This is a genomic window from Gammaproteobacteria bacterium (assembly GCA_016712635.1).
GTDB lineage: Bacteria > Pseudomonadota > Gammaproteobacteria > SZUA-140 > SZUA-140 > JADJWH01.
Genome location: JADJQS010000006.1, coordinates 400,673 through 424,737 on the forward strand (window position 1 = coordinate 400,673; position 24,065 = coordinate 424,737).

Genomic DNA, 24,065 nt, shown 5'->3' on the forward strand with positions numbered 1-24,065 from the left:
CATTAGAAAAGGCGCGTTCATGTTATTCCCCCGATCTATGATTAGATTAGTCAAATAAAACAAATAATTAAATATTTAGATTCATGCATTGTCGCAAGAACAAGCAGTCCGCTCCGGCGCACGGGCTTCGCGCCTCGCCAATAATTCCTGACTGCAGCGCTAATATATATCACCAACCGGTGTCGGGATGCCAGCGTTAAGATCGCGCCGCCAATCCCGTCTCCTGGCATCCGTCCTTGCCGGAAGGAAACCGCCACCCATGATGTGGCGGGATCCACATCAATGCCTGGCCGTGCGCTCTGTAATCGGTGAGCAAAAAAAACGGGCACCCTTCCGGGTGCCCGCTGACCATTCCTGGAGGTGCCAGGAGGGATCACATGATGTCGGCGGAGAAGTTGTACTTGATGCCGAGCGCGATGGCGCTGCTGTCCTCGCCCGCGGTGCCGCCGGTGTAAAGGTCGGAATCGAAGGATGAGGTGTGGGGCGCCGACACGAAGCGGTAGCTGCCGCCATCGTCGTTGGAGATGTCAGTGAAGATGGCGTATACGGTGGTGCTCTCCGCCAGATTGTGGAAAACGCCCAGAGAGACCTGGCTGGCGCCGCTGTCGTCCACCGTGTCGAGTTCATCGGCGGTGGCGAAGGCGAGGCTGAAGCGGGTGTCGCCGGCCCGATAGGAGCCTGCCAGCCAGAAGGCGTCGCGGTCAGCACCGTCGACGAAGCCGGCCCCCGAGATGGACTCGAAGGCGCCGGTGACAGTGAAGCCGCCGTCCAGATTGATGCTGCCGACGAGCTTCATGGCTTCTTCGTCGGTTCCGCCGCTGCCGCCGTCGTTCGCGTCAAACGATGCGCCGACGAAATACATATCGTTGCTGTAATGGATCTGGCCGCCCATGTTGTTGGCGCCGTCTTCGACCTCTTCGGCGCCGTACTGTACGTGCCAGCTCAGGCCGTCCATATCCGGTCCGAACCAGATGATCGCATGTCCGATCCCGCCGTCGAAGTACGTCGACCCGTTGCCGGCATTGCCCATGACCGAGCTGTAGTCGGCGATCGTGCCTTCGAAGGGATCGAGCGCGTGCGACAGTGTCTTCCATGGCCGGCCCTGGAATCCGAGCGCTACCGTGCCGAAGCCGCCGCGCAATCCCGCCCATCCGTCGCGGCCGCCGTCGAACAGCGTGTCGCCGCCGCCGTCCAGGTTCACGAATGTATCGTAATGGAACACGGCATCCATGCCGTTGCTCAGCCCCATGCTGCCTTCAAAGCCGAGCGCCGAATGATTGCTGTTGACGCCAAGTGCGCTTTGCACGTCGGTGTCAATCGATTCCACGGCCATGCCGACTCCGCCGTAGATGTTCAAACTGCCGGCGGCATGGGCGTATAGTGGGGCCACAGCGGATGCCACGGCCAGTGCGAGAAGTTTCTTGTTCATGGTGATGGTCCTCCTGGCAAAGTTAGTTATGTTTTGAGTAGGAGCAGACTTGGATTTGCTGTAAAGCTAGACCATGAATAAACTTGGACTCCACCTAAAATTAGACTTCGTCAATCTGTGTGCCGCGACGAATATATCAGGATTTTTCTGGATGCAACATTATTTTATGAACAAACTCAGTGATCTAATACTTATGTAGTATTAATACAACGACAACACGAAGGGTTGATGTGATGTCATGCGGAGTATCCGGACGTGAAAGCGCCGCGGCGTAACGACGCCTGCCCCTGCGGCAGCGGGCGCAAGTTCAAGAAGTGCCACGGGCAGGCGGTCGCCGCAAGAGACGAGCGAGCGGGCAGTGCGGAACAGTATGCTCCAAGGCCTGCCGTACGCATCATCCCGTCGGAGATCGAGCCGCGTCCCTGCGGCGAATGCGCACTGTGCTGTGCCGGCTGGGTACGCACGCGGGTGCTGGGCAACGAAATCGATCTGAATCGTCCCTGCCCCTACAGCTCGGGGAATCATTGCACCATCCATGCAAGCCGGCCCCAGGACCCATGCCGTGTATTCTTCTGCGGCTGGGCCGAGGCCGGGAGCGAGCTGCCGGAATGGATGCAGCCGAGCGAATGCGGCGTCATCGTGCTGGCGGGGCGATCCAGCTGGGCCGGACGACCGGTGGACGTGCTGGTGTCGGCGGGCAAGGATCCGGATCGCCGCATGCTGTCGTGGTACGAGGAGTATTCCGTCCGCACCATGAGGCCGTTCCTGTACCAGCAGGAAGGCCGCTGGTTCGGGTTCGGACCGTTGCCCTTTCAGCGCGAGGTCGCCGCGAAAGCGGCGCGCGGCGAGAGATTATTTCTGTAAGGCGATATCCGCGGCGGAGCGGTCGAGCATCCCGCCGAGAAATTCGCTTAGGCGGTAGACGTCGGAAAAGTTGCTCGCCATCCCCAGCGATGCGCGCACCGCGCCCATCGTTTTTCCGGAACGGTCCAGGCAGGCGCGGTAGCCGGCAAGATCCAGTTCCGGGCCCGAGCGGCGCAGGCACTCCTCGATGAGGGTCACGGTGTGGGACAGCGCGGCCTCACCGGCGCCGGGGTTGCAGAAACAGCCGGAACGGAGTGCGATTCCGTCTCTGGCGGCCTGGCGCTCCACCTCCGCGTAGTTCACGTATGCGCCCGAGGGGTCGCGCATGTTGAATGCGACGGTGCCACCCCGCGACGAGGGATTCGCATCACCGTAGATCTCGATCGCAGGGCGGCCGTTGGAGTGGCGCAGGAGGCGTAGCGTTTCGAGGAGGTAGTCCGCCAGCATGGCAACCCGGCGGTGTATGGTCTCGATGCCGGCGGATGCGAGAAAGTTCAGTCCTGTGCTGACGGCGGGGAATCCCAGGTAATTCACCGTGCCATCCTCGAAGGCGCTCTCATCTTCGTGCAGCGCATGGGAGCGGAGCAGTGTCGAAACGATTTTCACCGTTCCTCCACTGAAGGAGGGGCGGACGAGCCTGCGCAAGGCGGAGTGCCGCGCGATCAGAGCGCCGATGCCGGTCGGGTAACCAAACATCTTGTAAAACGACAATGCGACGAAATCGGGGTGGGTGCGCGCAAGATCCAGCCGGTTGGTCGGCACGAATGCCGCGGCGTCGAGCAGGACGTCGTAACCGGCGGTGTGCGCGGCGTCGATCCACTCCAGCGGGTGCTGTACACCCGAGAAATTGGATTGAGCGGGGTAGGCCAGCAATCCGTTTCCGCGCGCCTGCGACGCGGCGAGGCGCGGGACGATGTCGTCCACCCGCAGGGTTCCGGGCATGCTGGGGATATATCGCACCTTCGCGCCGCGGCGGTGGGCGTACTCGCGGATTCCATTCACGGAATTGTGATTGTCCGCGGTCAGGAGAAATTCCGCGTTCTCGTCAAACGGGTAACTCTCGCCGATCAGTCTCAGGGCGCCGCTTGCGTTTGCGGTGAAGATGACGGCGTATTCTTCCGGATCGGCGTTGAAGTAGCGCAGTACATCGTCGCGCGCGCGCAGTTGCAGCGCGGTCGATGCCGATGCCGCGTGATGGGCGGAGTGGGTATTGCCGAAGACGCCGCGCAGCAATATTTCCCGATGCTGCTCGATCAGCGTGGCCGGGTAGGGGCAGGCGCCGGTGTAGTCAAGATAGACCTCGCCCTGTTCATCGAGTCGACTGAACTCGCGCAGCCTGATCTGATCCAGCGCACTGGTGTACCGGTACTGCGGGTAACGCTCGATGAACGCCCTGAACCCGGGGTGTTGAAGATGCAGCGCTTGCACGCTTTGGGAAGTCATCTCTAGGCAGCGGTTCTTATCTGTTCTTATATGCTGGTGTCAGCCCCGGAACATGACGCCGGCCATTTCCGGCCGTTGAGGATCAGTTTAGACTAAATTTAAACCATGTGGGAAGGGGGGTGTCGATATCTGTGTTCGGGGGTAAGCGGGTACGGCCGGATGAAGCGTGCGGAGATCGGCAACCGGGCGCGTGGAGGCATATGGCCGGGCTTGTCGCAGGTGTGATATTGGCCGGAATTTTTGATCTCGTATGATGAGGTTGCGCAGGATGGCGGATCCACGGTTTTTACCTTCTGTGTGAGAGGTTTACTAGCAGCAGGCGACGTTATTAAAGCCGTTGTGCCGGATCGTCTGGTTGAAGTTCTGCCTGAGGAATTCTCCGCCCGGTTTGGTGGATCTGCACGCGCTCAGGCTTTTCAGCGGTTTACCGATGTTAAAGAGGCAGTGTCCACTGGCGCGAGTGGGGCGAGGTGCCTCTGCATGCGGGTGGGTGCGGCGCGGCTCCACGGGTTAAATGGTGAATAATTTAATTGAATATTAATATGATTATCTGATGTCGCTGTGACCAGGTGATCATGGGTGCGATGGTTGATTCACCGATTTATCGGCGAATATCTGACCTGTAAGACGGGCGCTGCTCGGAAGGAAGACAGGAAGTGCCGACCTCGACTCACAAAACGAACCTCCCGCTGGACAACAAGGTCCTGCTCGCGCGCCTGGGACAATGCACAGATCTCCCCAGCCCGGTCGGCGTCGCGGTACGCATCCTGGAACTGGGCCAGGATCCCGAAGTTTCCCTTGGCGACGTCGCCAAGGTGATCAGCCTGGACCCGGCACTTACGGCAAAACTGCTGCGCATGGCGAATTCACCGCTTTACGCCCGACATCGCAAGACGGAGAACCTGCGTCAGGCGATCACGCTGTTCGGCGTGGAGGGAACGATCACGCTCGCGCTGAGTTTCTCCGTGGTGAACAGAGTGAAGGACAAGGGCGACCGCCGTCTCGATTATGATCATTTCTGGCGCCGTTCCCTGGCCGCGGCCACCTGCGCACAGGTAATCGGCGAACGGGTGCAGGTGCATAACAAAGAGGACCTGTTTCTGTGTGGCCTGCTGCAGGACATCGGGATGCTCGCGCTCGACAGGTCGATGCCAGAGCTGTATCAGCAATGCGACATGCGGGCAGGTCATGCCCGCGTGATAGATCACGAGAACACGGTACTGGGCCTGGATCACGCGGAAGTCGGTGCCTGGCTGCTGCAGCGATGGAACTTCCCGGAAAAACTCCAGATCGTGATCGCGGCCAGTCATGAGCCCGCTGCCGCGCTCACCGAATCGACATCAGTCCGGCAGCAGATCGACGTGGTGGCGCTCGCGAGCGAAATTGCCGACCTCCTGAGCGGATGCGGTTCGAAGGATTCCATCAGCGGTGTGATGCAGAAAGCACAGGATACTCTGGGATTGCAGCATGAGACCTTCGTCGATGTCCTCGCCGCGTCGTCTGAGGTGTTGAAGGATATCGCGCATCTGTTCGAGATCAGGATCGATGACCAGGTCTATCTGGATTCGCTCATCAACGAGGCGTGTGACCTGATCCTGTTGCGCCAGATCAACGTGATGCAGCGCTCCACGACGCTGGCCAGGACCGCGGAGGTACTCGAGGACCGCACCCGCAAGCTCGAGGAAGAGAATCGGCGTGACCCGCTAACCGGGCTGTACAACCGCGCCTATCTGAATCAGGTCCTGGCGGAGGAGATCCGCATGGCCAGCAGGCACAACTGGCCGTTTACGGTGATGTTTATCGACCTCGACGATTTCAAGCGGGTGAATGATGAACACGGGCACCTGGTCGGCGACGTGATCCTGAAGAATACCGCGAGGATTCTCATGGAAAATACGCGGGGCAGCGATATCGTCGCCCGTTACGGCGGCGAAGAATTCATCGTCGTGCTTCCGGGCGCGGGCCATGACGGCGCCGAGATGACCGGTAATCGGCTGCTCGCGGCCTTCCGCGGGACACACCACCTGATCGAGGGGCGCGACATCGTGGTGACGGCGTCGATCGGCGCGGCGACGCACGGCGAGAAGCATGAATTCACCAGTCTCGAGGATGTACTCAAGGCTGCCGATCAGGCCCTGTACAGCGCCAAGCGCAGTGGCCGCAATCAGGCGTTCTTCTTTTCACAGGATCCAGCCTGACCGCCCCGGCGTCGATGTGCCGACGCCTTCTGTCTCCTGCAAGTGTGACAGCCTTGTCCCGGTTTCCATGCGCGCTTTCTGGCTTTGACCTGCCATCCCCGTGGTTCAATAACTATCTGTTGTTAATTTAGATTTATCATCCCATGGCGGCAAAAGTCTGGTCGCCTGCCCGCTTTCTCGGCAGGTGTTTCTGACTTGGCCGATTTCTTGCTGTAAAAGGCCGGAACCCGTGTCCACAACGACAGGATCAAGGGATCGGTCATGAAAACCTCAGGTTGGTCGCGAGATTCGCGGCGCGAAAAGCCGCCGGCCATGGCGAGACCGCGCGGCGTGCTGTTCCTGCTGCTGCTCTTCCTCTACTGCGGCTGGGCCTGGGCGGAGGGTGAAGCGGCGGTGTACATCGGCGGCGAGGAATGCAGGGTCTGCCACAAGGGACAGGAACGCAGCTACCTTGCCGGCCGGCACGGAAAGATCTTCACGCTCAATCCTCGCAACGGGATGGAGGCGCGAGGCTGCGAGGCATGCCACGGCGCCGGTTCCAGGCATATCCAGGTAGTGGGAGAACTCGATTACAGCGGACCGCTGCATATCCGCGCATTCAAGGATCCCGTTACCGCGGCCGAATCCAGCAGGGTATGTCTCGATTGCCACGAGAGGGGCGAGCGCATGCACTGGCGAGGAAGCACGCATGACATGCAGGGGATCTCCTGTACCTCCTGTCACACGATTCACGGCGCATCACCCGTGCCGACCATGGAGATCTGTCTCGACTGCCATAAATCGCAGCGCGCGAAAATGCAGCGGTCATCGCATATGCCGCTGCGTGAAGGGAAGGTCACATGCATGAATTGCCACAATCCGCACGGCGGACCAGGACCCGGACTTCTCAAGGCGGCCTCGGTCAATGAAACCTGTTACCAGTGTCACGCGGAAAAACGCGGCCCCAATATCTTCGAGCATCCGCCCGTGCGGGAGGATTGCGCCAACTGCCATGATCCGCATGGCTCCAACAATCCACGCCTGCTGAAAAAACGCCTGCCCTATCTGTGCCAGGAATGCCATTCGGTGAGCGGGCATGTGGGGACACTGTATGAAGGATCCGACCTGGAAAATCCGGCCGTCCGGCAGTTGCGCGGCAAGGCCTGCACCAATTGCCATTCGAGGATACACGGATCGAATCATCCGGCCGGTGCGAGATTCCAGCGTTGAACAGACATGATCAGATAAAACACGGGTATGAGTCCGGGTCTGGGCCGGTCCGGTGCAGTTTGACCCGGCCCGGAATGTTTTGCGTCTGCATCCTACATGGAGCCGCCGTAATGGGGGCGGATGGGAGCTATCAACACAATACAGCGGAAATTGGCGCCGCCGTCGTCGGGATGGATCACGCCAACAGCAGCTACGGTGAATACTCGGGCATCGGTGACAATGATGCCTACCTGGTTGGTAATCTGGAGGGTTTGTCCGAGCAGGGGGCCTACTACTATCGCCTGCAGGCAAACGATCTCGGGCTGGATTCCAGGCGGCTTGATCTGTCGGCCGGAAAACACGGCGGCTACGCGCTTGAATTCATCCACGACGAGATACCGCACCTGATCTCCAGCGATGCCCGCACGCCGTTCGAGGGCGCTGGTGGAACGCGGCTGGTATTGCCGGCAGGATTTGTCCAGTCCACGACGACATCAGGGATGACTGCGCTCGAAGACAGCCTGAAAACGCTGGATCTCCGTACGGATCGGACCAGAAACCAGTTCCGCGTGACTGAGGATTTCGCCCGCGGGTGGCGCGCGAGCCTGTCCGTCCGGCGCGAGGACAAGGAGGGCGTGCAATCCCTGGGCGGACTCACGGCGCAGAATGCCGGCCTGGCCGATGCGACCATCCTTCCGCAACCGGTCGACTACCGTACCGAGGAGTTCTCTGTCTCCCTGGAGTACGCCGGCGAGGGCCGGCAGATGGAAGTCGGGTACCTGCTCTCGGTATTTCATGACAACAACGAGTCGATCATCTGGGATGTGCCGTTCCTGAAGGCGAATCCTACCGCGCTGGATTACCCCGCCGTAGCCCGCATCGGGCTGCCGCCCGACAACACCTACCAGCGCCTCACCGTGAGCGGCGGGATGAACCTGCCGGGGTCGACCAGGCTCTCCGGGATTGCGGAAGCAGGACAGATGAGGCAGGACGATGCCTTCCTCCCGTATTCGACCGTTGACATCGGCGGTACGGCATCCGCACTGGAGGATGGCGACGCACTGCCGCGCGAAAGCGCCGAGGCGAGGATCGACGTGCTCCATCTCGCGCTCAATTTGGCGTCGCGTCCGCTGTCCAGGCTCGGTGTCACTGCCCGCTATCGCTATTACGGGACCGACAACAAGACCCCGTATACGCTGTTCGATCGAGTGATGAATGATACCGTGCCTCAGTCGACAACAGATGATATCTATAGTCGTCCCTATGATCGCGCGCGTTCGACGTTCGAAGTCGGTGCCGGGTACCGGGTTGCCGCAGGGTTCAATCTGAAAGCCGACTACAAGCACGAAGACACGGACTACGACCGGCACCGTCCGGTGCGAGGGACGGCTGAGAACACCCTGAAGGCGGGCGTAAACGGTAATTTCGGCGATGTTTCCGGGCGCGTCGGCTACGTGCACGCACAACGCGACGCCGAGGATTATGATGGCTTCCTTTCATACAGTACCTTGTTCGACTCGCTGTCGTGTCCCTCGATCGTGACGGTGGATCCCGATCCGGATACGGGTGGCAGCACCCAGGTCGACACCTGTTTTCGCAACCATCCTGACTTCAGGCAATTCGATCTCGCCAGCCGCGAACGCAACAGATATTACGCATCGGTGATATATGCTCCGGATGAGAAAGTCCAGATTGGCCTTGATGTCGCGGACAGCCGCGAGACCTTCCGTGACAATATCCTGTTTGATGACACCTACCTCGGTCTGACCTCTGACGATGGCATGACCGCCACGCTCGACGTGGGTTACACGCCGGAGGACAGCTGGTCGGTAAGCGCCTATGTCACCAGGGAGCTGATGGATTCGTCGCAGACTGGACGCGCTTTCGGCGGCGCAGCGTCCACAGTTATAGATTCATCATTGAACTGGACGGCAGATTTCGATGATGAGATCACGACGGTGGGCATACAGGGCGGGTTCGACATGCTGCACGAAATGCTTCATGTCACGATGGATTACGCCTATACCAAGGCGAAGAGCCGCATCCGCTTTACAGCCGGAAGCGGGGTCACCTATGAGGATATGCCCGAGGATGGCAGCGAAAGGCATGCGGCCAGTCTGCGTGCGGTGTACAGAGTGAGCGATAACATTTCTTACGGCGTCGGGTTCGGCTACGAGAGGTTCAGGTCACAGGATTGGGCGCTCGACAGCGTGGAAGCGGGCGGTACGGCGCTGAACGACGTCCTCCTGCTGAGCGGGCCCCAGGAGGATTACCGGGCGTATCTTGGCAGCGTGAGCGTGATCTACAGCTGGTGATGCGCGTATAATTTTCCTGCGCCTCCGTCGTCGGACACCGAGTTTCGCACGCAATTCCTGCCGTTCCGCTTGGCGGCATAGAGCGCGGCGTCGGCAGCCTGGATCAGGTCATTGTCCGTGATGGCAATTGAAGTGAGCGTGGCGATCCCGATGCTCGCCGTAATGTGGAGCGTCTTGCCGGATTCGTATTCAATGCCGTGGTCCTCGATGGCTTTGCGTATGCGCTCGGCCAGTATTATGGCGTCCTCGCTGTCCGTCCTGGGAAGTATGACCGCAATCTCTTCACCGCCATAGCGTGCCGAAATATCATCGCGACGGATGTGCGAGTTGACCACGGCGCTTACCGACCTCAGGGCCTCGTCACCGACCTGATGACCATAGGTGTCATTGATGTTTTTGAAGTGATCCAGGTCGATGATGAGGAGCGAGAGCGCGTGAGATTCGTGGCGGAATCGGGCGATTTCCTCCTGCAGCGACGAGGTGAATTTTCTGCGGTTAAAGAGTCCGGTCAGGCTGTCGTAGGCGGCGAGTTTTTCCAGTTCATCCTGGTCGTTCTTCAGCTTTTCCGCCATGCTATTGAAGCCGTCAATCAGGTAATCCAGTTCGTCGGGCGCAGAGGTGCCGGCTTCCCCATTCATGCCGAGATCGGATTTCCTGCGCTTCAGCGACATGTGTGCGTTCAGGTCACCGGACGCGATCCTTTTCATCACCTGGGTCAGCTTGTTGAGGTTCTTGATAACGATCAGATTGATCGCCACGTACACCAGGGCAAAAATCAGTACACTCACAAAAACCTTCAGAATGATCGAGGCGACGGTGTTCATCCTCACTTCCTGGTTGATGCTCTCAATGGAGAAGACCATGTTCACGGCGCCAAGCACGTCTCCTTCCTCGGCATAGAAGTGGCAGCCGGATGCCTCTGAACATCCGGTCTTTCTGACTTTATACGGGGCCACGATGCGCATCCGGTTATCATCGATTACATACGCGGGCTCTCCTGTTGCCAGGACGCGGTGGTCGATTGCGTCCTTCGCCGCCTCGCGCGGATCAATCGGGGCCACCTTGCTGAATTTCAAGATAAGTTCTTCCGAGTGGTTGATCTCATAGCTGATATCGGTGATATCGTTGATGATATCTTCCCGCTCGTCGGGATCTTCGGTAGTGTCGAGCCGGCCCAGCAGATCGGTGATCTCTTCGCGATAGATCCGGATATTTTCCTCTTCACGCGGGATATCATTTTCCACGCGCACGCGCCGGAATATTTCGTTCACTTTGGGACTGCGGATCACCCGGATCGATTCCAGGCCGGAGATTTCATTGGAGAGATCATTGAAGAGATTGAAGCGGGCGTCCATCTTCCCTTCGCGCATGAGCGTGTTCAACGCGATGCGGACGGTCTCACCGGAGGATGTGCCCCAGCGCTGCACTTCGTTGAGCGCGAGCTTCTTGGCCTGTTCCATGTCATACCAGACGCCGACGATCACGAATGGGAGCCAGATGGCGCTGATCGCAAGGATGATCTTCGTGCTTATTTTATTTGTTTTTATCATTTGGTTACGCGTTGGCCGTATCGATTCATCCAGTTGTACGGCAATGACATGACTCGGTTTTCATGCTGCGTCAGCCGTTTGCATCCGGATCCGGCTGGCGGGTTCGAGCAGTCAGTCGTAGTGCTTATGGTAAGAGCGCGTGTTTTTCAGGCGTTCTCCCAGGTCAAACACATACTTTTCGTCCACTTTGGGTTGCATCGGTGTGTCTTCATGCCCGTGGCAACGGGCGCAGACCTTCGTATCCTCTGAACCGTACATCTGGCCTACCGCCATCACCTCGGCATGTTCGAATCCCGTATGCTTCTGTTTATGGATCTTGCGGTATTCGCTTCCTGGTCCATGGCACATTTCGCAACCGATTCCGGCGCGGGTAGGCGTTTCCTCGAGGCTGACATACCCGCCCGGCTCACGGTATCCGGTGGTATGGCACTTCAGGCATTTGAGCGAGGTGGTGTAGTCCTTGTCCGGGTCCAGCTCCGCCTTCTTTTTTGCAGCGACGCGCATCCCCGGTTTCAGTAATTCGAAGGCCTTGGCATGCTTGCTCTTTTGCCAGTCCGCGTATTGATCGCGATGGCACATGGCGCAGCCTTCGTAACCGACAAAAGACGGCGGGGCGCCCGAGACCAAGGTTTCACCCAGCGCCGGAAGCGCCAACAAGCACAAGAAAAATAAATTATATTTAACAGACATTTATGTGCCTAGTCTCGAATAATAGATCGCGCCTGCTGAAACTCTCTCTCCAGCGATCTAGTTATCGTGTTACGCGCGCTAATACTTGAGGCCTATTTGCGTCGGAGGAACGCTTTTAACTCCATAAAATCAATGTTCTAATCATCACTTGGTGTGTCATACCGTGCCCGGACGATTATCTCGACATGGCGTCATGCAACGGGGTGTTGCGGGGTTGGCACAGGGTGTCGGGCTGGATGAAGTGCGGTGGAGGAGATGAGTATATCCGGATGGGGTAAGGCGGCGATGGTTACAGGTGCCTGCCTGTGTAATGCCGGGGTCACGGCCGACGAATTCGACCTCCGCGGTTACGGGGCGGGTCTATATGTCAGCCGTGATGAGATAGGCATGGAAAATGAATCGACTGCTCCGGATCTGCAGGCGGATCGCATCGGGATCCGCTTCACCGAGCGGGTGAGAGGCCATTTGGTGCTGGGTCTGGAAGGCGGGATCGTCGCCGCGGACATGGCAGGGCAGGCCTTGACCGGCGGAATGGACCTGACGGGAAATTTCCTGGGCATGGAGCTGAGCGGTGCCGTCATTGCCGGAAAACGCTGGAATCTTGACTACCGGATGGGGCTGGCCTACCAGACGGCAAGGGATGAATCCGGCAGCCGACGTGTTGAGCTGGATTGGCTGGAGTCGGCGCTATCGATTACCCTCGGTCTCGCTATCAACGACGCGGTATCGATGTATGCCGGTTCGCGCTTCAGGAAGCTTGAGCTCGACCAGCGGGCGAGCGGGGATATCAATGAAACCACGGAATTCTCGGAGCAGGACAGGGTGGACACCCTGGCCGGTGTGGTGCTGGAGGTCGATCCCGGCGGGTTCATCGAGATGTCCGTGCACCGCGGTGCAGGCAACGGTTTCACGCTGGCGTTCAGCAGGGAATACTGAGCGGCGAGCGTCCGCATCGGAATGGTGATTTCAATGGAGGATGACGGGTGATGGCCACCGGCTGTGAAAGCGGTGTATTCCTCGACCGCGGGTCAGTGGGAGGCACGGATGTCGATCTTTCACCGCTGACGGGGGTATTGCCGGAGTGGCATTTGCATGAAATCACGCAGGCGGATGAGGTCGTCGACAGGATTCGCGCCGCGGATGTCGTCGTTACCAACAAGGTTTTGTTGGGTGGGGGTGCATTGGCGCAGGCGCCGAGGCTCAGGCTCATCTGCGTGGCCGCCACGGGTACGAATAACGTCGATCTCGTGGCTGCGGCCCGCCTTGGGATACAGGTTTGCAACGTGCGCGGCTATGCCACTGCTTCCGTCACCCAGCATGTATTCGCGCTGCTGCTCGCGCTGACGACGCGACTGATCGAGTATCGGGACGCCGTCACTGCCGGTCGCTGGCAGAGGAGCGGGCAGTTCTGCCTGCTGGACTATCCCATCGCCGAGATCGCGGGCCGGGTCATGGGGATCGTGGGTTATGGAGAGCTTGGGCAATCGGTTGCCCGCCTGGCGCTGGCGTTTGGGATGCGAGTCATGATCACCGGTCGTCCAGGGATAGAGGCGGACGGGCGTGTGCCTCTGGATGAACTCCTGCGCAAGGCCGACGTTTTGACGCTGCATTGCCCCCTGACACCGCAGACGCGCAACCTGATCGGGGCGCGTGAGCTCGGACTGATGAAGCGCAGCGCCCTCCTGATCAATACCGCGCGCGGCGGCATCGTGGACGAGGCCGCGCTTGCCGATGCCTTGTTGTGTGGCACAATCGCCGGCGCCGGCGTCGATGTGCTCAGCGTGGAGCCGCCTGCTGCGGGCAATCCGCTCCTCGCACAGTCCATCCCGCGTCTGCTGGTGACGCCACATATCGCCTGGGCCAGCCGCGAAGCCAGGCAGCGGCTGCTGGACGAGACAGGGGAGAACATCCGCTGTTTTCTTGCAGGCAGACCGCGCAATCTGATCGGCCAGGTGGACCGGCCGCGCTCCGTATAGCAGAGAGATCACGTGGTGACGCCGCGATTACGCCAAGATTGTATTCGCGTCGTTCCTCATACTGTGACAATCAATTCTTCAATTTGGCTGAACACAATAACTCATTGAGTATTTTTACTATATTTTAGTTGCGGAGGCGGGTTGTCTGTGGTGTTGTAAGGAGGTGTTCGCTGAGCCCCTTGCGGGCATGGAGGTACACAAATGAAGACGATCGCAGACAAGCTTGGAGTAGTGCAGAACCTGGGACTGTTCGACAGGATGATGCGGCTGCTTCTGGTGGCCATTCTCCTGGGCGGACCCGTGGCCCACCTCGCTGCTTACGATGGCATATTCACCTGGTGGCATGGAGTCGCGATGCTGTTGTCAGTGTACACGGGGTTGACCGGCTATCTAGGCTGGGATCCCCTGTACCAACTCGCTGAATACAAGAGCTGCGGGCTGTCAGAGAAGAATCAATGCGGCACCTTGCCGTATCAGGTCGATGCGGTACTGGGCCATCACCCGATCCCGGACGTCGACTATGATCACAGCCTTTCGGGTTCGCATCATTAGTCATCCGTACAGACTATAAGAAGTATCCGAACGCTTCGGCTGATCCCCCGTGCAGCGCTGCACGGGGGATTTTTCGTTGTCCCGAGAAAGCCGGTTTATCGGGCGCGCATTTACAGTCGTTCAACCAGCCAATCCGGAGTGAGCCGGATGAACAGAGAATTCATCACGGTGAACTGTTCGGTGACGAGCAGTACCCCGACCGCGACAAGGAAAGCACCGCTCACTCGCTGCACGACGCGAGCATGCCTGTTCAACCGCCGAATGAACTCCGAGGTACGCGTGATCAGCAGGGCTGTCAGCAGGAACGGCAGCGCGAGTCCCATGGCATATACGAAAGTGAAGAACAAGCCGGCGGACGGCTGTGTGAAGGCCATACTGATCACCGCCCCCAGCAGCGGCCCGATACAAGGTGTCCAGCCGGCGGCGAAGGCGATTCCGATGAGGCCGGATCGGACGTAGCCGGGATTTGCCCCGGGGGCGATTTCCAGCCGCCTCGTCATATTCAGCGCGGGTATCGTGATCAGCCCGAAGGTATGCAGTCCAAAGACGAACACCAGCAGACCGCCGAGCCTGGCAATGGATTCGCTGTACTGATTGAGCGCCTCGCCGAGGTAGGTTGCCGGCAGGCCGAACAGCAGCATGAATATCGCCGTGAAGCCTCCCACGAAGCACAAGGCATGCACGAGTACATGGCCGCGCCTCAGCTCGGCATCCCCTTCGACGGCGTTTCCGGACAGATAGCTTATGTAAACCGGGACCAGCGGCAGCACGCACGGGGAGAGAAAAGACAGGGTTCCGGCGATAAACGCGAGAGGTGTGGTGACGCTGTTTGCATCCATGTCGTGGCCGGTCGGGTCGAATTTGGCAATCCTTACTATTCTATGAGGAAGGGTTGCCCGCAGCCAGCCGTGCCCTTGGATACCATGCGGCCTGCGATAGATGCCGCCGGCTCGCGCGTGAAGCCCCTGCGCTTTTATTTTCCGGACTGAGGCCGAATATTAATCATGTGAATACCTCATGCAAGGAGGTGGATCATGGTGTACGTCTATCCGACCCTGGAAGATATCGGGTTAAGGGTACCCAGGAGTCTCATTGAAACGCGCTACAAGCGCGGCTTCAGGCATGCACTCGAAGGGGGGCAGATCAGCGCTGTCGAGCATCTCAGGCTGTCGTTCCGGGAAGGCTTCCGCGCCGGGAAATGCTACGCACGGGACCTGCGGCGGGCGCGCGGCGTAATGGATTTTCCGCTGCGGGCGCGGATCAGGTTTACTGCCCGGGGATAATCCTCACCCTGCGGAATGGTGGCTCCGCGTGCGCACAGGCGGAGCGGGGCAGCTGTCAGGCTAGAGGTGCAGCCCGCATTCGGTCTTCGGGCTGTTGTTCCAGCGGCCGCTGCGGTCCTTGCCCGCTGCCGTGCAGTGCGTGCATCCGATGGAGGAGTAGCCCTCAGCGACCAGGGGGTGGAACGGCAGGCTGTGTTCCTTGATATAGGCGTCGCGTTGCTCGCGTGTCACGTCGATCAGCGGATAGAACTTGATGATGCCGCCGCGCGACTCGAAGATATCGAGCGTCGAGCGATGGCCGGTCTGCCAGCTCATCAGGCCGGACGCCCACACATCATAGTTGCCCTTGATCGCGTACAGTGGCTCGACCTTGTTGATCGAGCAGCAGAAGTCGGGATCCTTTCTCCAGGTTTCGTCCTTGACGGTGAAGTCATGCTTCCAGTCCTCCGCCCGCACATCCACGACCTTGAGGCGGTATAGATCGGTCAGCTTACGTTTGTATTCCAGGGTCTGCGGGAAGTGGTAGCCGGTGTCGATGAAGAATACCGGCTGGTTCGGCGCAAATCGGGAGAAGATGTGGAGCAGGAAGGCGGAGGTCGCGGCGAAGGAGGAGGTCAGCATGACCTTGCCGGCGTCAAAATCCTTGTAGAGCTCGCTCACGCGCTGTTCAATACTGAGGGACCGGTATTTTTCGTTGAGCGTTTGGATAAGCTCCTGATCAAACTGGCGTTCCATAGTGTTTTGGCGCGTTTCGCCCGGTTGAGCGTCAGTGCTTTCGGGATTAGTCTTGGACGCTAGATTCAGGCTCATCTTGGCTCCTCGTGGCTTGATATAACGCTTGATTATGCCTCGTTGATTCCCAGTTATATAACTGATTTATATGATAGAGGTCAGTTTAATACATTTCAGTTATCTAGTAAATGTCGGCGTCGTTCCATTTGAGTGTCCAGCAACAGGCAGGCCAGCAGGGTCCGGCGGCGCATCCGTAGGTGTAAAAACAGGCGATGGTTACACCGGTCCCAATGCTCTGTACCTGCGGACGCGGCGCCCGCACGCTGGAAGAATTGCTCCTGATGCTGCAATAGCGCCATCTATCAGCAGATCGACATTTGCCGTTACCCCGCGCGGCTTTGCCGATCACATGGAAAGTGAGGCATTCACGCGTCGCATGCAGGAGATCATCGAATCGGTGGCGATGGGGCGAATCGTGCTGATGTGTGCAGAGCGCTTGCCGGAGCGTTGTCATCGCAAGCTCGTGGCCGACTCTCTGCAGTTGCAGGGATGCCGGATCGTCCATCTGATCGAAAACGGTCAGGCGCGGGAACACAGGCTGCGTACGCTCGCGCGCAAAGTCGAGAACGGCGTGGTCTATAATCGGAGTGTGGCCATACCTATTGATCTGGACTGCTGACGGGAGGATCCATGATGCTGAGTCACGGGATGAACAAGTCGTCATTGCCGAGGCCTGAGCAGGCCTTGCCCGGCCGCGCCGAGGCGATGCCGCTGGAGAACCACCACTTCGTCCATGGCCGTCCGCTCAAACCGCCGTTTCCGGCCGGTCTGGAACAAGCCCTGTTCGGCATGGGATGTTTCTGGGGTGCTGAAAAGCGTTTCTGGGCGTGCGGCGGCGTCTACACCACCGCGGTCGGGTATGCCGCAGGATACACGCCGAACCCGACATATCGTGAGGTGTGCTCCGGCCAGACCGGGCACAATGAGGTCGTCCTCGTCGTATATGATCCGCGCGAGATCGCTTTCACCGAGTTGCTGCGGATTTTCTGGGAGAGCCACGACCCCACCCAGGGGATGCGCCAGGGCAACGACGTCGGCACCCAGTATCGTTCCGGCATCTATGTCTATGATGGCGCGCAGCGCCGCGCCGCCGAATACTCGCGTGAACGCTACCGGCAGGCGCTGCAGTCCGCCGGATTCAGTGCAGTGACGACGGAGGTCGTCGACGCGCCCGAGTTTTACTACGCCGAGGACTATCACCAGCAGTATCTGGCGAAGAATCCCGGCGGTTACTGCGGCCTCGGGGGCACGGGCGTCCGCTGTGACGCAGGCTGACGCGCGACGGAACGGTCATGCCGTGCGAACGATGCGCACGGGCTCCCGGCGTGACTTCCGCGGCGAGTTCTTGTATTGTCGTGCAGGCCTTTATTTCCGGGCGCAGTCCGCCACGAAACCTCGTGAGTCCCGTCCGATCCAGTGTTTCAATACCAACCTTGAAGAGTCCTCCTGGAGTCCGAGAAACATGCTAGATCCCTATCTGATTCGCAGCGATATCGATGCAATCGCGCGCAAGCTTGCCCGCCGTGGCGTTACGCTGCCGACGGACAGGCTGGCCGAACTCGAGAACGCCCGCAAGACGACGCAGGTGCGTACGCAGGAATTGCAGCAGGAGCGCAACGCCCGCTCGAAGGCCATCGGCATGGCCAAGGGGAAGGGAGAGGATGCCGCGCCACTCATGGCGGAGATGGGTGCGCTGGGAGATCAGTTACAGGAAGCAGAGCGCCGCCTGGAAGGAATTCAGGCCGAACTCAACGAGGTCTTGCTCGGGATTCCCAATATTCCCCACGACAGCGTGCCGGACGGCGCGGATGAGACGCACAATCTCGAGGTGCGCCGCTGGGGCGAGCCCCCGGCCTTCGACTTCACGCCGCGCGATCATGTCGATATCGGCGCACAACTCGGCCTGCTCGATCTCGAGGCGGCGGCCAGGATCGCCGCGGCGCGTTTCATGACCCTGTCCGGGCCGCTCGCCCGGCTGCACCGCGCGCTGATACAGTTCATGCTCGACCTGCACACGGCGGAACACGGGTATCGGGAGGTATACGTCCCCTATCTGGTCAATGCCGACAGTCTGACCGGCACCGGGCAATTACCGAAATTCGAACAGGATCTGTTCAAGGTACAGCGGCTGGAGACCGGTGACCAGACGACATCCGGGGAGATGCGCGGCGCCGGCAGACCGGTCGATCGCAGTCTTTACCTCATTCCCACCGCCGAGGTTCCGGTGACCAATCTCGCCCGCGGTGTGATCCTCGAAGAGGATGACCTGCCGCGCAAGTATGTCTGTCACACGCCATGCTTCCGGAGCGAGGCGGGATCCTACGGCAAGGACACGCGCGGCCTGATCCGCCAGCACCAGTTCGAGAAGGTCGAGCTGGTGCAGCTGGTGCGGCCCGAAGATTCCTACGAGGCGCTGGAGCACCTGACCGCTCATGCGGAGACCGTGCTCAAGCGCCTGGGACTGCCGTTCCGCACCGTCGCGCTGTGTACCGGCGACATGGGATTCTCGGCGGCCAAGACCTACGACATCGAGGTCTGGCTGCCGGGGCAGCAGCGCTATCGCGAGATCTCTTCCTGCAGTAACTTCGAGGATTTCCAGGCGCGCCGCCTGCAGGCGCGCTGGCGGCGCCCGCAGGCCAGGAAGCCGGAATTGATACATACCCTGAACGGCTCCGGCCTCGCGGTGGGCCGGACGCTGGTCGCGATCATGGAGAATTTCCAGGATGGCGCGGGCAGGATCCACGTCCCGGCGGTGCTGCATCCGTATATGGGCGGCGTCACCGTGATCGGCTGAGCCGGCGTCGTGGACTTCCTCCCGGTCTTCCTGCAGATCCGCGACCGCGATTGTCTGGTGGTCGGAGGCGGTGAGGTCGCGGCGCGCAAGGCCGGCCTGCTCCGCCGCGCCGGCGGGCGCGTCACGGTGATCGCGCCCGGGCTTTGTCCCGAACTTGCGGATCAGGCGGCGCGTGGCGGGATCGCGCACCGCGCGGCAGAGTTTCAGTCCACGGACGTGCATGCCTTCGCCCTGGTCGTGGCGGCAACCGATGACAAGGCGGTGAATGCCGCGGTCTCCGCCGCAGCGCGGTCGCACAACATCCCGCTCAACGTGGTTGATACCCCGGAGTTATGCACGTTCATCTTTCCCTCCATCGTGGATCGTTCGCCGGTGCTGGTTGCGGTCTCCACCGGCGGCGCCTCACCGGTGCTGGCGCGACTGCTGAGGGCCAGGCTGGAGACGATGATACCCGCCGGCTACGGCCGGCTGGCCGAGGTCATGAAGGGTTTCCGCGCGCGCGTCGGCCAGCGCTTCGGCAGCTCCATGGAGCGTCGCCGCTTCTGGGAGCGCGTCCTGCACGGACCCGCGAGCGAGATGGTCTTCGCCGGACGTGAACGGGCAGCCATCGAGTTGATCGAGCAGGCGCTGAGCGCAGACGATGATGGTGCCCTGGTGCGCGGCGAGGTCTACCTGATCGGCGCCGGCCCAGGCGATCCTGACCTGCTGACGTTCAGGGCCTTGCGCCTGATGCAGCAGGCGGATGTAGTGCTGTACGACCGGCTGGTCAGCCCGCAGATCCTGGATATGGTGCGGCGCGAGGCAGAGCGCATCTACGTCGGCAAGAAGCGCGACTATCACGCGGTCAGGCAGGAGGAGATCAACCGCATCCTGGTCGATCTCGCACGGCAGGGCAAGAAGGTAGTCCGCCTGAAGGGTGGCGATCCTTTCGTCTTCGGGCGCGGCGGCGAGGAGATCGCAAGCCTCGCCGAGCAGGGAATTCCATTCCAGATCGTCCCCGGGATCACCGCTGCCAACGGCTGTGCCGCCTACGCGGGCATTCCGCTCACTCATCGCGATTATGCCCAGTCGGTGATATTCGTGACCGGACACACCCGCGACAATACGGTCAGGCTTGACTGGAACAGCCTGATCCAGCCGCAACAGACCCTGGTGATCTACATGGGGCTGACCGGGCTCGACGCGATCTGCCGTGAGCTGATCACGCATGGCATGATGCCCGCGATGCCCGCAGCCTTGATAGAACAGGGAACGACGCAGAGACAGCGTGTCATCACCGCCACGCTGGAAAATCTTCCGGGCATCGTGGCCAGGGAAGACGTGCATGCCCCGACCCTGCTGATCGTCGGCGAGGTGGTGAGATTGCACGAAACCCTGGCCTGGTTTCGTCCCGATTGAGATGCGGGCAGTTGGCTAATACTTAATACCTATTCAGATTAGGCTTTTGTTACCTCCCAGGCATCCCGCGCGGCGGGGCATAATACGGCCGGTCTATTGACCGGGTGCCGTGTTAACCATCGAATCATCTCCTTGCCACCTTCCTGAATATCTCGTAAACAAGCATGACTGTCGGACGAAAAACAGGCATTGCCCTGATCGGCCTGATCGGGGCCGGTTGTCTTGCCGTGCTTGCCGGTCAACAGATATTGCATCCTTCCATGATGGATGGACAGAAGGAGGCCGGCCTCGTAATCCCGGTTTTCCCGGGTGCATCGCTGGTATCGAAACTTCCTGCACAGGGTGAGGCGCGATATCTGTCGTTCGGGAGTTATTCCGAACCCGAAGAAATCCGCCGATTCTTTACCGAAGACCAAAACCTGGGCGTCTGGAGATACACCGGACAGACGGCCGGCACTGGCGGGGTCGTGTTGAGGGACGGCGATGGGCGGCGTCTGATCATCGATGTCAGGATGGCGACGTCCTGCCTCCTGATTTGCCAGCATCAGATCCACTACTGGCTTGCCGCGAAATGATCGTTCCCGTCGCAGCTCACGCCGTGGACATTTGCGGCTGAACCCGGCGGCGGGAAGGCGTAAACTGGACGATACCGGATCGGGTCGTGCGGAGGGGCCATGAGAATCGCCAATGATTGCGCCGTTTCCTTTCAATTCATCCTCAAGGATGCTTCCGGACAGGTCCTGTCCGCCTCAAGCGAAACGGTGCCGCTGAGTTATCTGCATGGCTACGGCCAGATGGTCCCGGGCCTGGAACGTGCCTTGCTGGGTCGCGCAGCCGGCGAGACTCTGCATGTGCGGCTGGCGCCAGAAGATGCCTACGGGTTGCGCGATGAACGCAATCGCGAGATTCTGCCGCGCCAAGATTTCAGTGAGGGCGAGCTCGCGGCGGGGAACCGCGTGTACATCATGGGCACACAGGGGCCGAGACAGGTCACGGTCCTCAGTTATGATGAGCACAGCGTGGTCTGCGATACCAACCATGAACTGGCAGGGATGGCGCTCGAATTCGAGGTCCACATCCTGAGCGTGCGCAAGGCGACGATCCATGAACTCGGCTGCGGCCATGTGCACGATCCCTGAGCCGGCGCAGATGTGTGTTTCCGTTACGATACTGCGACTTCGAACAGGGCTGGTGACGTGCAGATGCTTGATGCCACCCGCTGATCACGACTGCAGTAACGGAACTGTGCGTATAGCCTGACCCTCGCGGCCAATCCTGAACTCTCCAGTGACCGGAACGCTCCGCAGCCCGGGCAAGTCACCCGGGCGGCCAGGCCGGTAGCACTTGATTTTTCATGACCGCCGTCTATGATTAACGATAATTGTTCTTATTATTATCCCCGACGGTTGCGCGAGATCATCCTGTGAACCCTGGCGCCGCCGGTTTCGGTACGTGAGGGAAGATGAGGCGTTATCGAAAATTATTTTTACCACCCGCTCTCGTGGCGTCACTGGCAGTTTTCCTGATGCCGCCTGTGCACGCCGTGTCAGCGGAATCGGCGGCAGGTACGGCTACGCCCTGGGAAGTCATCGACGTAAACATGAAAGAGAGCATGGCCGCCTATCGCAAGGGTGATCGGGAAACAGCCTACCTGCTTGCCGCGACCGCCTATCTTGACGGCTTCGAGCTGCTCGAGGATCGCCTCAAAGACGTGGACTATGATCTCATGAAGACGATCGAGCAGGGGATGGGGCAGCTGCGCGACCTGATGCGTCAGGGCGCTCCGGTGCGTGTCATCGAAAATCAGAACGGATTTGTCCAGAATCTGCTTGCACAGGCGAGGGATGCACTGGGCTCCGCCGGTGAGGGCGCCAGATGATGCTCCTCTCCGGTTCGCGCGGCCTGCTGCTGTCACTGATATGTGCTGTCTTGCTGGTTGCGCCCTGCCATGGCGCCGAACCGCATGGATCTGCGGATGCCGATGCAGGGCTGTGGTTGCTTATCGATGACCATCTGGCCGCGGCGATCGAGGCCTACCGCGCCGGGCGGAAGACCGAGGCGTATACGCTGGCGGTGAGCGCGTATCTTGACGGCTTTGAGCTGGTCGAGACGCGGCTTGACCTGGTGGATCATCAACTGATGAAGTCCATCGAGGCCGCCATGTCCGAATTGAGGCAATCGATCCGCACCGGTGCGGCACCCGGGACGGTGGAGAGCCAGTATGCATCAGTCCGGGTGCTGTTCGACCGGGCGCAGGAGAAACTGCAGCGCGGCGCAGGTCTCGCACCCGCGCTCGCGGCCGCGAGTTCTGGCGCCATCCTGCTGCGCGAGGGCGCCGAGGCGGTGCTGGTCATTGCCGCCCTGATCGCCTTTCTGCGCAAGACCGGACACGAGCGTGCCATTGCCTATATCCACGCGGGCTGGATCAGTGCGCTGCTGCTGGGTATTGCGACGTGGTGGCTGGCATCCGCCGTCATCGAGATCAGCGGCGCCGGTCGTGAGGTGACGGAGGGGGTAGTTGCACTACTGGCGGCGGCCATGCTGATCTACGTCGGTTACTGGTTGCATGACAATATGCACGCAAAGCGGTGGAAAGGCTTTCTGCACGACACGATCGGGGGAGCGCTCAGCGCCGGACAGGTCTGGCTGCTTGCGTTGATTTCGTTTACGGCTGCGTATCGCGAGGTGTTTGAAACGGTGCTCTTCTATCAGGCGCTTGCCCTGGAGGCGGGCCCGGGTTCCGCATTCTATCTGGCTGCCGGCGCAGCGGCGGGACTGATCCTGCTTGCCCTCATTGCGTTGCTGATATTGCATTTCAGCGTGCGACTGCCCCTGCGGATTTTCTTCGGCGTCAATGCGCTGATCCTTGTGGTGCTGTCTCTGGTGATCGCCGGGAAGGGGATCGCCGCGCTGCAGGAGGCCGGCTATGTGCCGGTGGACCGCCTGCCGTTTCCTGAATGGAATGCGGCAGGTCTCTACGCCAATTGGGAAGCGCTGGGCGTGCAGGCCTTCATGCTTGTACTGGTAATTTCCCTGCTGGGACTGTCACGACATCGTAACCGACACGGTATTCCCTAGGAATCCGCGGCGCAACTCAAAAAAAACGCCCCGAGAGGGGCGTAACGATTCCATCCTGGAGTTGTAGTGATGTAGAAGGCACATCCATGTGCCAGGGAGACTTGCTTCAGTTCGATCTGAATGTCACTTCGAGTATGGTCCCGGGCTCTCAGTGCGAGTGGTCGTGAGGCTCTTTCTCATGACCGGGATGCTTGTGCTCATGCCCGCTTAAATCCTTGTCGCTGTGCTTGTGACCATGTCCCGCATCGGCACCGTGGTCATGGGTATGGGCGTGCTCATGTTCGTGTCCGTGCGCGTGTTCATGGGCGTGCTTGTGGGCGTGTTTGGTTCCATCCTTGTGGGCATGATCGTGTTCGTGCTCGTGCTTGTGGTCATGAGCGTGTTCGTGGCTGTGTTTATGGTCACCTTTCATGGCATTTCTCCTTCGCTTATTGTTGCTCGTACTTTCCAAATAATGACTTGCGGTCTGAATGAATCAGCGTTTGTGCTTTTGTAAGAATCGGGCCTTCCTGAGC

23 protein-coding genes are annotated in these 24,065 nt (G+C 59.9%); 16 read left to right on the forward strand and 7 right to left on the reverse strand.

The window, feature by feature from the left end; genetic code table 11:
* Nucleotides 1-373: 373 nt before the first annotated feature.
* Nucleotides 374-1,429 carry a porin gene (locus IPK65_08770; GenBank protein MBK8163220.1) on the reverse strand — a complete coding sequence of 352 codons (1,056 nt, stop codon included), beginning with the start codon at nucleotides 1,427-1,429 and terminating at the stop codon, nucleotides 374-376.
* A gap of 255 nt (nucleotides 1,430-1,684) precedes the next feature.
* Here IPK65_08770 and IPK65_08775 point away from each other — a divergent pair, with 255 nt between their 5' ends.
* Nucleotides 1,685-2,293 (forward strand): SEC-C domain-containing protein, encoded by a 609-nt coding sequence (locus IPK65_08775; protein MBK8163221.1) that lies wholly within the window; start codon nucleotides 1,685-1,687, stop codon nucleotides 2,291-2,293.
* Here IPK65_08775 and IPK65_08780 read toward each other — a convergent pair.
* Nucleotides 2,282-3,736 (reverse strand): aminotransferase class V-fold PLP-dependent enzyme, encoded by a 1,455-nt coding sequence (locus IPK65_08780; protein ID MBK8163222.1) that lies wholly within the window; start codon nucleotides 3,734-3,736, stop codon nucleotides 2,282-2,284. The genes IPK65_08775 and IPK65_08780 overlap by 12 nt on opposite strands.
* Nucleotides 3,737-4,392: 656 nt before the next feature.
* Between IPK65_08780 and IPK65_08785 the strand changes: the two genes are divergently transcribed.
* The 3 genes from IPK65_08785 (at nucleotide 4,393) to IPK65_08795 (ending at nucleotide 9,437) form a co-directional block, all read left to right on the forward strand.
* Nucleotides 4,393-5,934: a GGDEF domain-containing protein gene (locus tag IPK65_08785; GenBank protein ID MBK8163223.1), complete on the forward strand. Its 1,542-nt coding sequence runs from the start codon at nucleotides 4,393-4,395 to the stop codon at nucleotides 5,932-5,934.
* Nucleotides 5,935-6,246: 312 nt separating this feature from the next.
* Nucleotides 6,247-7,143, forward strand: a complete 897-nt coding sequence (locus IPK65_08790; GenBank protein ID MBK8163224.1) for a DmsE family decaheme c-type cytochrome — start codon at nucleotides 6,247-6,249, stop codon at nucleotides 7,141-7,143.
* Between the two features lie 110 nt (nucleotides 7,144-7,253).
* Nucleotides 7,254-9,437 carry an MtrB/PioB family decaheme-associated outer membrane protein gene (locus IPK65_08795; protein ID MBK8163225.1) on the forward strand — a complete coding sequence of 728 codons (2,184 nt, stop codon included), beginning with the start codon at nucleotides 7,254-7,256 and terminating at the stop codon, nucleotides 9,435-9,437.
* Here the strand turns inward: IPK65_08795 and IPK65_08800 are convergent.
* Both IPK65_08800 and IPK65_08805 read right to left on the reverse strand, forming a co-directional pair.
* The gene (locus IPK65_08800; protein MBK8163226.1) at nucleotides 9,425-10,987 is read right to left on the reverse strand and encodes a GGDEF domain-containing protein; all 1,563 of its coding nucleotides are present in this window, start codon (nucleotides 10,985-10,987) and stop codon (nucleotides 9,425-9,427) included. The genes IPK65_08795 and IPK65_08800 overlap by 13 nt on opposite strands.
* Before the next feature lie 111 nt (nucleotides 10,988-11,098).
* On the reverse strand, nucleotides 11,099-11,677 hold the full coding sequence (locus IPK65_08805) for a hypothetical protein (GenBank protein ID MBK8163227.1): 579 nt from the start codon (nucleotides 11,675-11,677) through the stop codon (nucleotides 11,099-11,101).
* A gap of 387 nt (nucleotides 11,678-12,064) precedes the next feature.
* Here IPK65_08805 and IPK65_08810 point away from each other — a divergent pair, with 387 nt between their 5' ends.
* The 3 genes from IPK65_08810 (at nucleotide 12,065) to IPK65_08820 (ending at nucleotide 14,205) form a co-directional block, all read left to right on the forward strand.
* Nucleotides 12,065-12,613, forward strand: a complete 549-nt coding sequence (locus IPK65_08810; protein MBK8163228.1) for a hypothetical protein — start codon at nucleotides 12,065-12,067, stop codon at nucleotides 12,611-12,613.
* Nucleotides 12,614-12,663: 50 nt separating this feature from the next.
* Nucleotides 12,664-13,653 (forward strand): 2-hydroxyacid dehydrogenase, encoded by a 990-nt coding sequence (locus IPK65_08815; protein MBK8163229.1) that lies wholly within the window; start codon nucleotides 12,664-12,666, stop codon nucleotides 13,651-13,653.
* Between the two features lie 201 nt (nucleotides 13,654-13,854).
* Complete coding sequence (locus IPK65_08820; protein ID MBK8163230.1) at nucleotides 13,855-14,205, forward strand: DUF2892 domain-containing protein; 351 nt, start codon at nucleotides 13,855-13,857, stop codon at nucleotides 14,203-14,205.
* Between the two features lie 110 nt (nucleotides 14,206-14,315).
* Here IPK65_08820 and IPK65_08825 read toward each other — a convergent pair whose 3' ends face one another.
* Entirely contained in the window at nucleotides 14,316-15,044 is a 729-nt protein-coding gene (locus IPK65_08825) for a cytochrome c biogenesis protein CcdA (protein MBK8163231.1), read from the reverse strand.
* A 195-nt stretch (nucleotides 15,045-15,239) separates the two neighbouring features.
* Between IPK65_08825 and IPK65_08830 the strand changes: the two genes are divergently transcribed.
* Nucleotides 15,240-15,488, forward strand: coding sequence for a hypothetical protein (locus IPK65_08830; GenBank protein ID MBK8163232.1), 249 nt, complete (start codon nucleotides 15,240-15,242; stop codon nucleotides 15,486-15,488).
* Between the two features lie 60 nt (nucleotides 15,489-15,548).
* On the opposite strand, the gene IPK65_08835 is transcribed toward IPK65_08830, so the two are convergent.
* Nucleotides 15,549-16,223 carry a phosphoadenylyl-sulfate reductase gene (locus IPK65_08835; GenBank protein ID MBK8163233.1) on the reverse strand — a complete coding sequence of 225 codons (675 nt, stop codon included), beginning with the start codon at nucleotides 16,221-16,223 and terminating at the stop codon, nucleotides 15,549-15,551.
* Nucleotides 16,224-16,368: 145 nt separating this feature from the next.
* Between IPK65_08835 and IPK65_08840 the strand changes: the two genes are divergently transcribed.
* From IPK65_08840 to cobA, 4 genes are all read left to right on the forward strand, one after another.
* Nucleotides 16,369-16,899 carry a DUF488 domain-containing protein gene (locus IPK65_08840; protein ID MBK8163234.1) on the forward strand — a complete coding sequence of 177 codons (531 nt, stop codon included), beginning with the start codon at nucleotides 16,369-16,371 and terminating at the stop codon, nucleotides 16,897-16,899.
* 14 nt (nucleotides 16,900-16,913) lie between these two features.
* On the forward strand, nucleotides 16,914-17,555 hold the full coding sequence (msrA, locus tag IPK65_08845) for a peptide-methionine (S)-S-oxide reductase MsrA (protein ID MBK8163235.1): 642 nt from the start codon (nucleotides 16,914-16,916) through the stop codon (nucleotides 17,553-17,555).
* Nucleotides 17,556-17,742: 187 nt separating this feature from the next.
* Nucleotides 17,743-19,074 (forward strand): serine--tRNA ligase, encoded by a 1,332-nt coding sequence (serS, locus tag IPK65_08850; GenBank protein ID MBK8163236.1) that lies wholly within the window; start codon nucleotides 17,743-17,745, stop codon nucleotides 19,072-19,074.
* 9 nt (nucleotides 19,075-19,083) lie between these two features.
* Complete coding sequence (gene cobA, locus IPK65_08855; protein ID MBK8163237.1) at nucleotides 19,084-20,472, forward strand: uroporphyrinogen-III C-methyltransferase; 1,389 nt, start codon at nucleotides 19,084-19,086, stop codon at nucleotides 20,470-20,472.
* A gap of 38 nt (nucleotides 20,473-20,510) precedes the next feature.
* Here the strand turns inward: cobA and IPK65_08860 are convergent, their stop codons facing one another.
* Nucleotides 20,511-21,026 carry a hypothetical protein gene (locus IPK65_08860; protein MBK8163238.1) on the reverse strand — a complete coding sequence of 172 codons (516 nt, stop codon included), beginning with the start codon at nucleotides 21,024-21,026 and terminating at the stop codon, nucleotides 20,511-20,513.
* Nucleotides 21,027-21,146: 120 nt separating this feature from the next.
* Between IPK65_08860 and IPK65_08865 the strand changes: the two genes are divergently transcribed.
* The 4 genes from IPK65_08865 to IPK65_08880 all read left to right on the forward strand — a co-directional run bounded on the left by IPK65_08865 (nucleotide 21,147) and on the right by IPK65_08880 (nucleotide 24,046).
* Complete coding sequence (locus IPK65_08865; GenBank protein ID MBK8163239.1) at nucleotides 21,147-21,611, forward strand: peptidylprolyl isomerase; 465 nt, start codon at nucleotides 21,147-21,149, stop codon at nucleotides 21,609-21,611.
* A 461-nt stretch (nucleotides 21,612-22,072) separates the two neighbouring features.
* Complete coding sequence (locus IPK65_08870; GenBank protein ID MBK8163240.1) at nucleotides 22,073-22,351, forward strand: hypothetical protein; 279 nt, start codon at nucleotides 22,073-22,075, stop codon at nucleotides 22,349-22,351.
* The gene (locus tag IPK65_08875; GenBank protein MBK8163241.1) at nucleotides 22,348-23,550 is read left to right on the forward strand and encodes an FTR1 family protein; all 1,203 of its coding nucleotides are present in this window, start codon (nucleotides 22,348-22,350) and stop codon (nucleotides 23,548-23,550) included. The genes IPK65_08870 and IPK65_08875 overlap by 4 nt, the downstream gene beginning before the upstream one ends.
* 235 nt (nucleotides 23,551-23,785) lie before the next feature.
* Complete coding sequence (locus tag IPK65_08880) at nucleotides 23,786-24,046, forward strand: hypothetical protein (GenBank protein ID MBK8163242.1); 261 nt, start codon at nucleotides 23,786-23,788, stop codon at nucleotides 24,044-24,046.
* Nucleotides 24,047-24,065 lie beyond the last annotated feature (19 nt).

Bases quoted from the DNA above. Each gene is read 5' to 3' on its own strand.
- IPK65_08770 (MBK8163220.1), bottom strand. From the start codon at position 1,429: ATGAACAAGAAACTTCTCGCACTGGCCGTGGCATCCGCTGTGGCCCCA.
- IPK65_08780 (MBK8163222.1), bottom strand. From the start codon at position 3,736: ATGACTTCCCAAAGCGTGCAAGCGCTGCATCTTCAACACCCCGGGTTC.
- IPK65_08790 (MBK8163224.1), top strand. From the start codon at position 6,247: ATGGCGAGACCGCGCGGCGTGCTGTTCCTGCTGCTGCTCTTCCTCTAC.
- IPK65_08795 (MBK8163225.1), top strand. From the start codon at position 7,254: ATGGGGGCGGATGGGAGCTATCAACACAATACAGCGGAAATTGGCGCC.
- IPK65_08800 (MBK8163226.1), bottom strand. From the start codon at position 10,987: ATGATAAAAACAAATAAAATAAGCACGAAGATCATCCTTGCGATCAGC.
- IPK65_08805 (MBK8163227.1), bottom strand. From the start codon at position 11,677: ATGTCTGTTAAATATAATTTATTTTTCTTGTGCTTGTTGGCGCTTCCG.
- IPK65_08810 (MBK8163228.1), top strand. From the start codon at position 12,065: ATGGAAAATGAATCGACTGCTCCGGATCTGCAGGCGGATCGCATCGGG.
- IPK65_08815 (MBK8163229.1), top strand. From the start codon at position 12,664: ATGGCCACCGGCTGTGAAAGCGGTGTATTCCTCGACCGCGGGTCAGTG.
- IPK65_08820 (MBK8163230.1), top strand. From the start codon at position 13,855: ATGAAGACGATCGCAGACAAGCTTGGAGTAGTGCAGAACCTGGGACTG.
- IPK65_08825 (MBK8163231.1), bottom strand. From the start codon at position 15,044: ATGGATGCAAACAGCGTCACCACACCTCTCGCGTTTATCGCCGGAACC.
- IPK65_08830 (MBK8163232.1), top strand. From the start codon at position 15,240: ATGGTGTACGTCTATCCGACCCTGGAAGATATCGGGTTAAGGGTACCC.
- IPK65_08835 (MBK8163233.1), bottom strand. From the start codon at position 16,223: ATGGAACGCCAGTTTGATCAGGAGCTTATCCAAACGCTCAACGAAAAA.
- IPK65_08840 (MBK8163234.1), top strand. From the start codon at position 16,369: ATGATAGAGGTCAGTTTAATACATTTCAGTTATCTAGTAAATGTCGGC.
- msrA (MBK8163235.1), top strand. From the start codon at position 16,914: ATGCTGAGTCACGGGATGAACAAGTCGTCATTGCCGAGGCCTGAGCAG.
- serS (MBK8163236.1), top strand. From the start codon at position 17,743: ATGCTAGATCCCTATCTGATTCGCAGCGATATCGATGCAATCGCGCGC.
- IPK65_08865 (MBK8163239.1), top strand. From the start codon at position 21,147: ATGAGAATCGCCAATGATTGCGCCGTTTCCTTTCAATTCATCCTCAAG.
- IPK65_08870 (MBK8163240.1), top strand. From the start codon at position 22,073: ATGAAAGAGAGCATGGCCGCCTATCGCAAGGGTGATCGGGAAACAGCC.
- IPK65_08875 (MBK8163241.1), top strand. From the start codon at position 22,348: ATGATGCTCCTCTCCGGTTCGCGCGGCCTGCTGCTGTCACTGATATGT.
- IPK65_08880 (MBK8163242.1), top strand. From the start codon at position 23,786: ATGTCCCGCATCGGCACCGTGGTCATGGGTATGGGCGTGCTCATGTTC.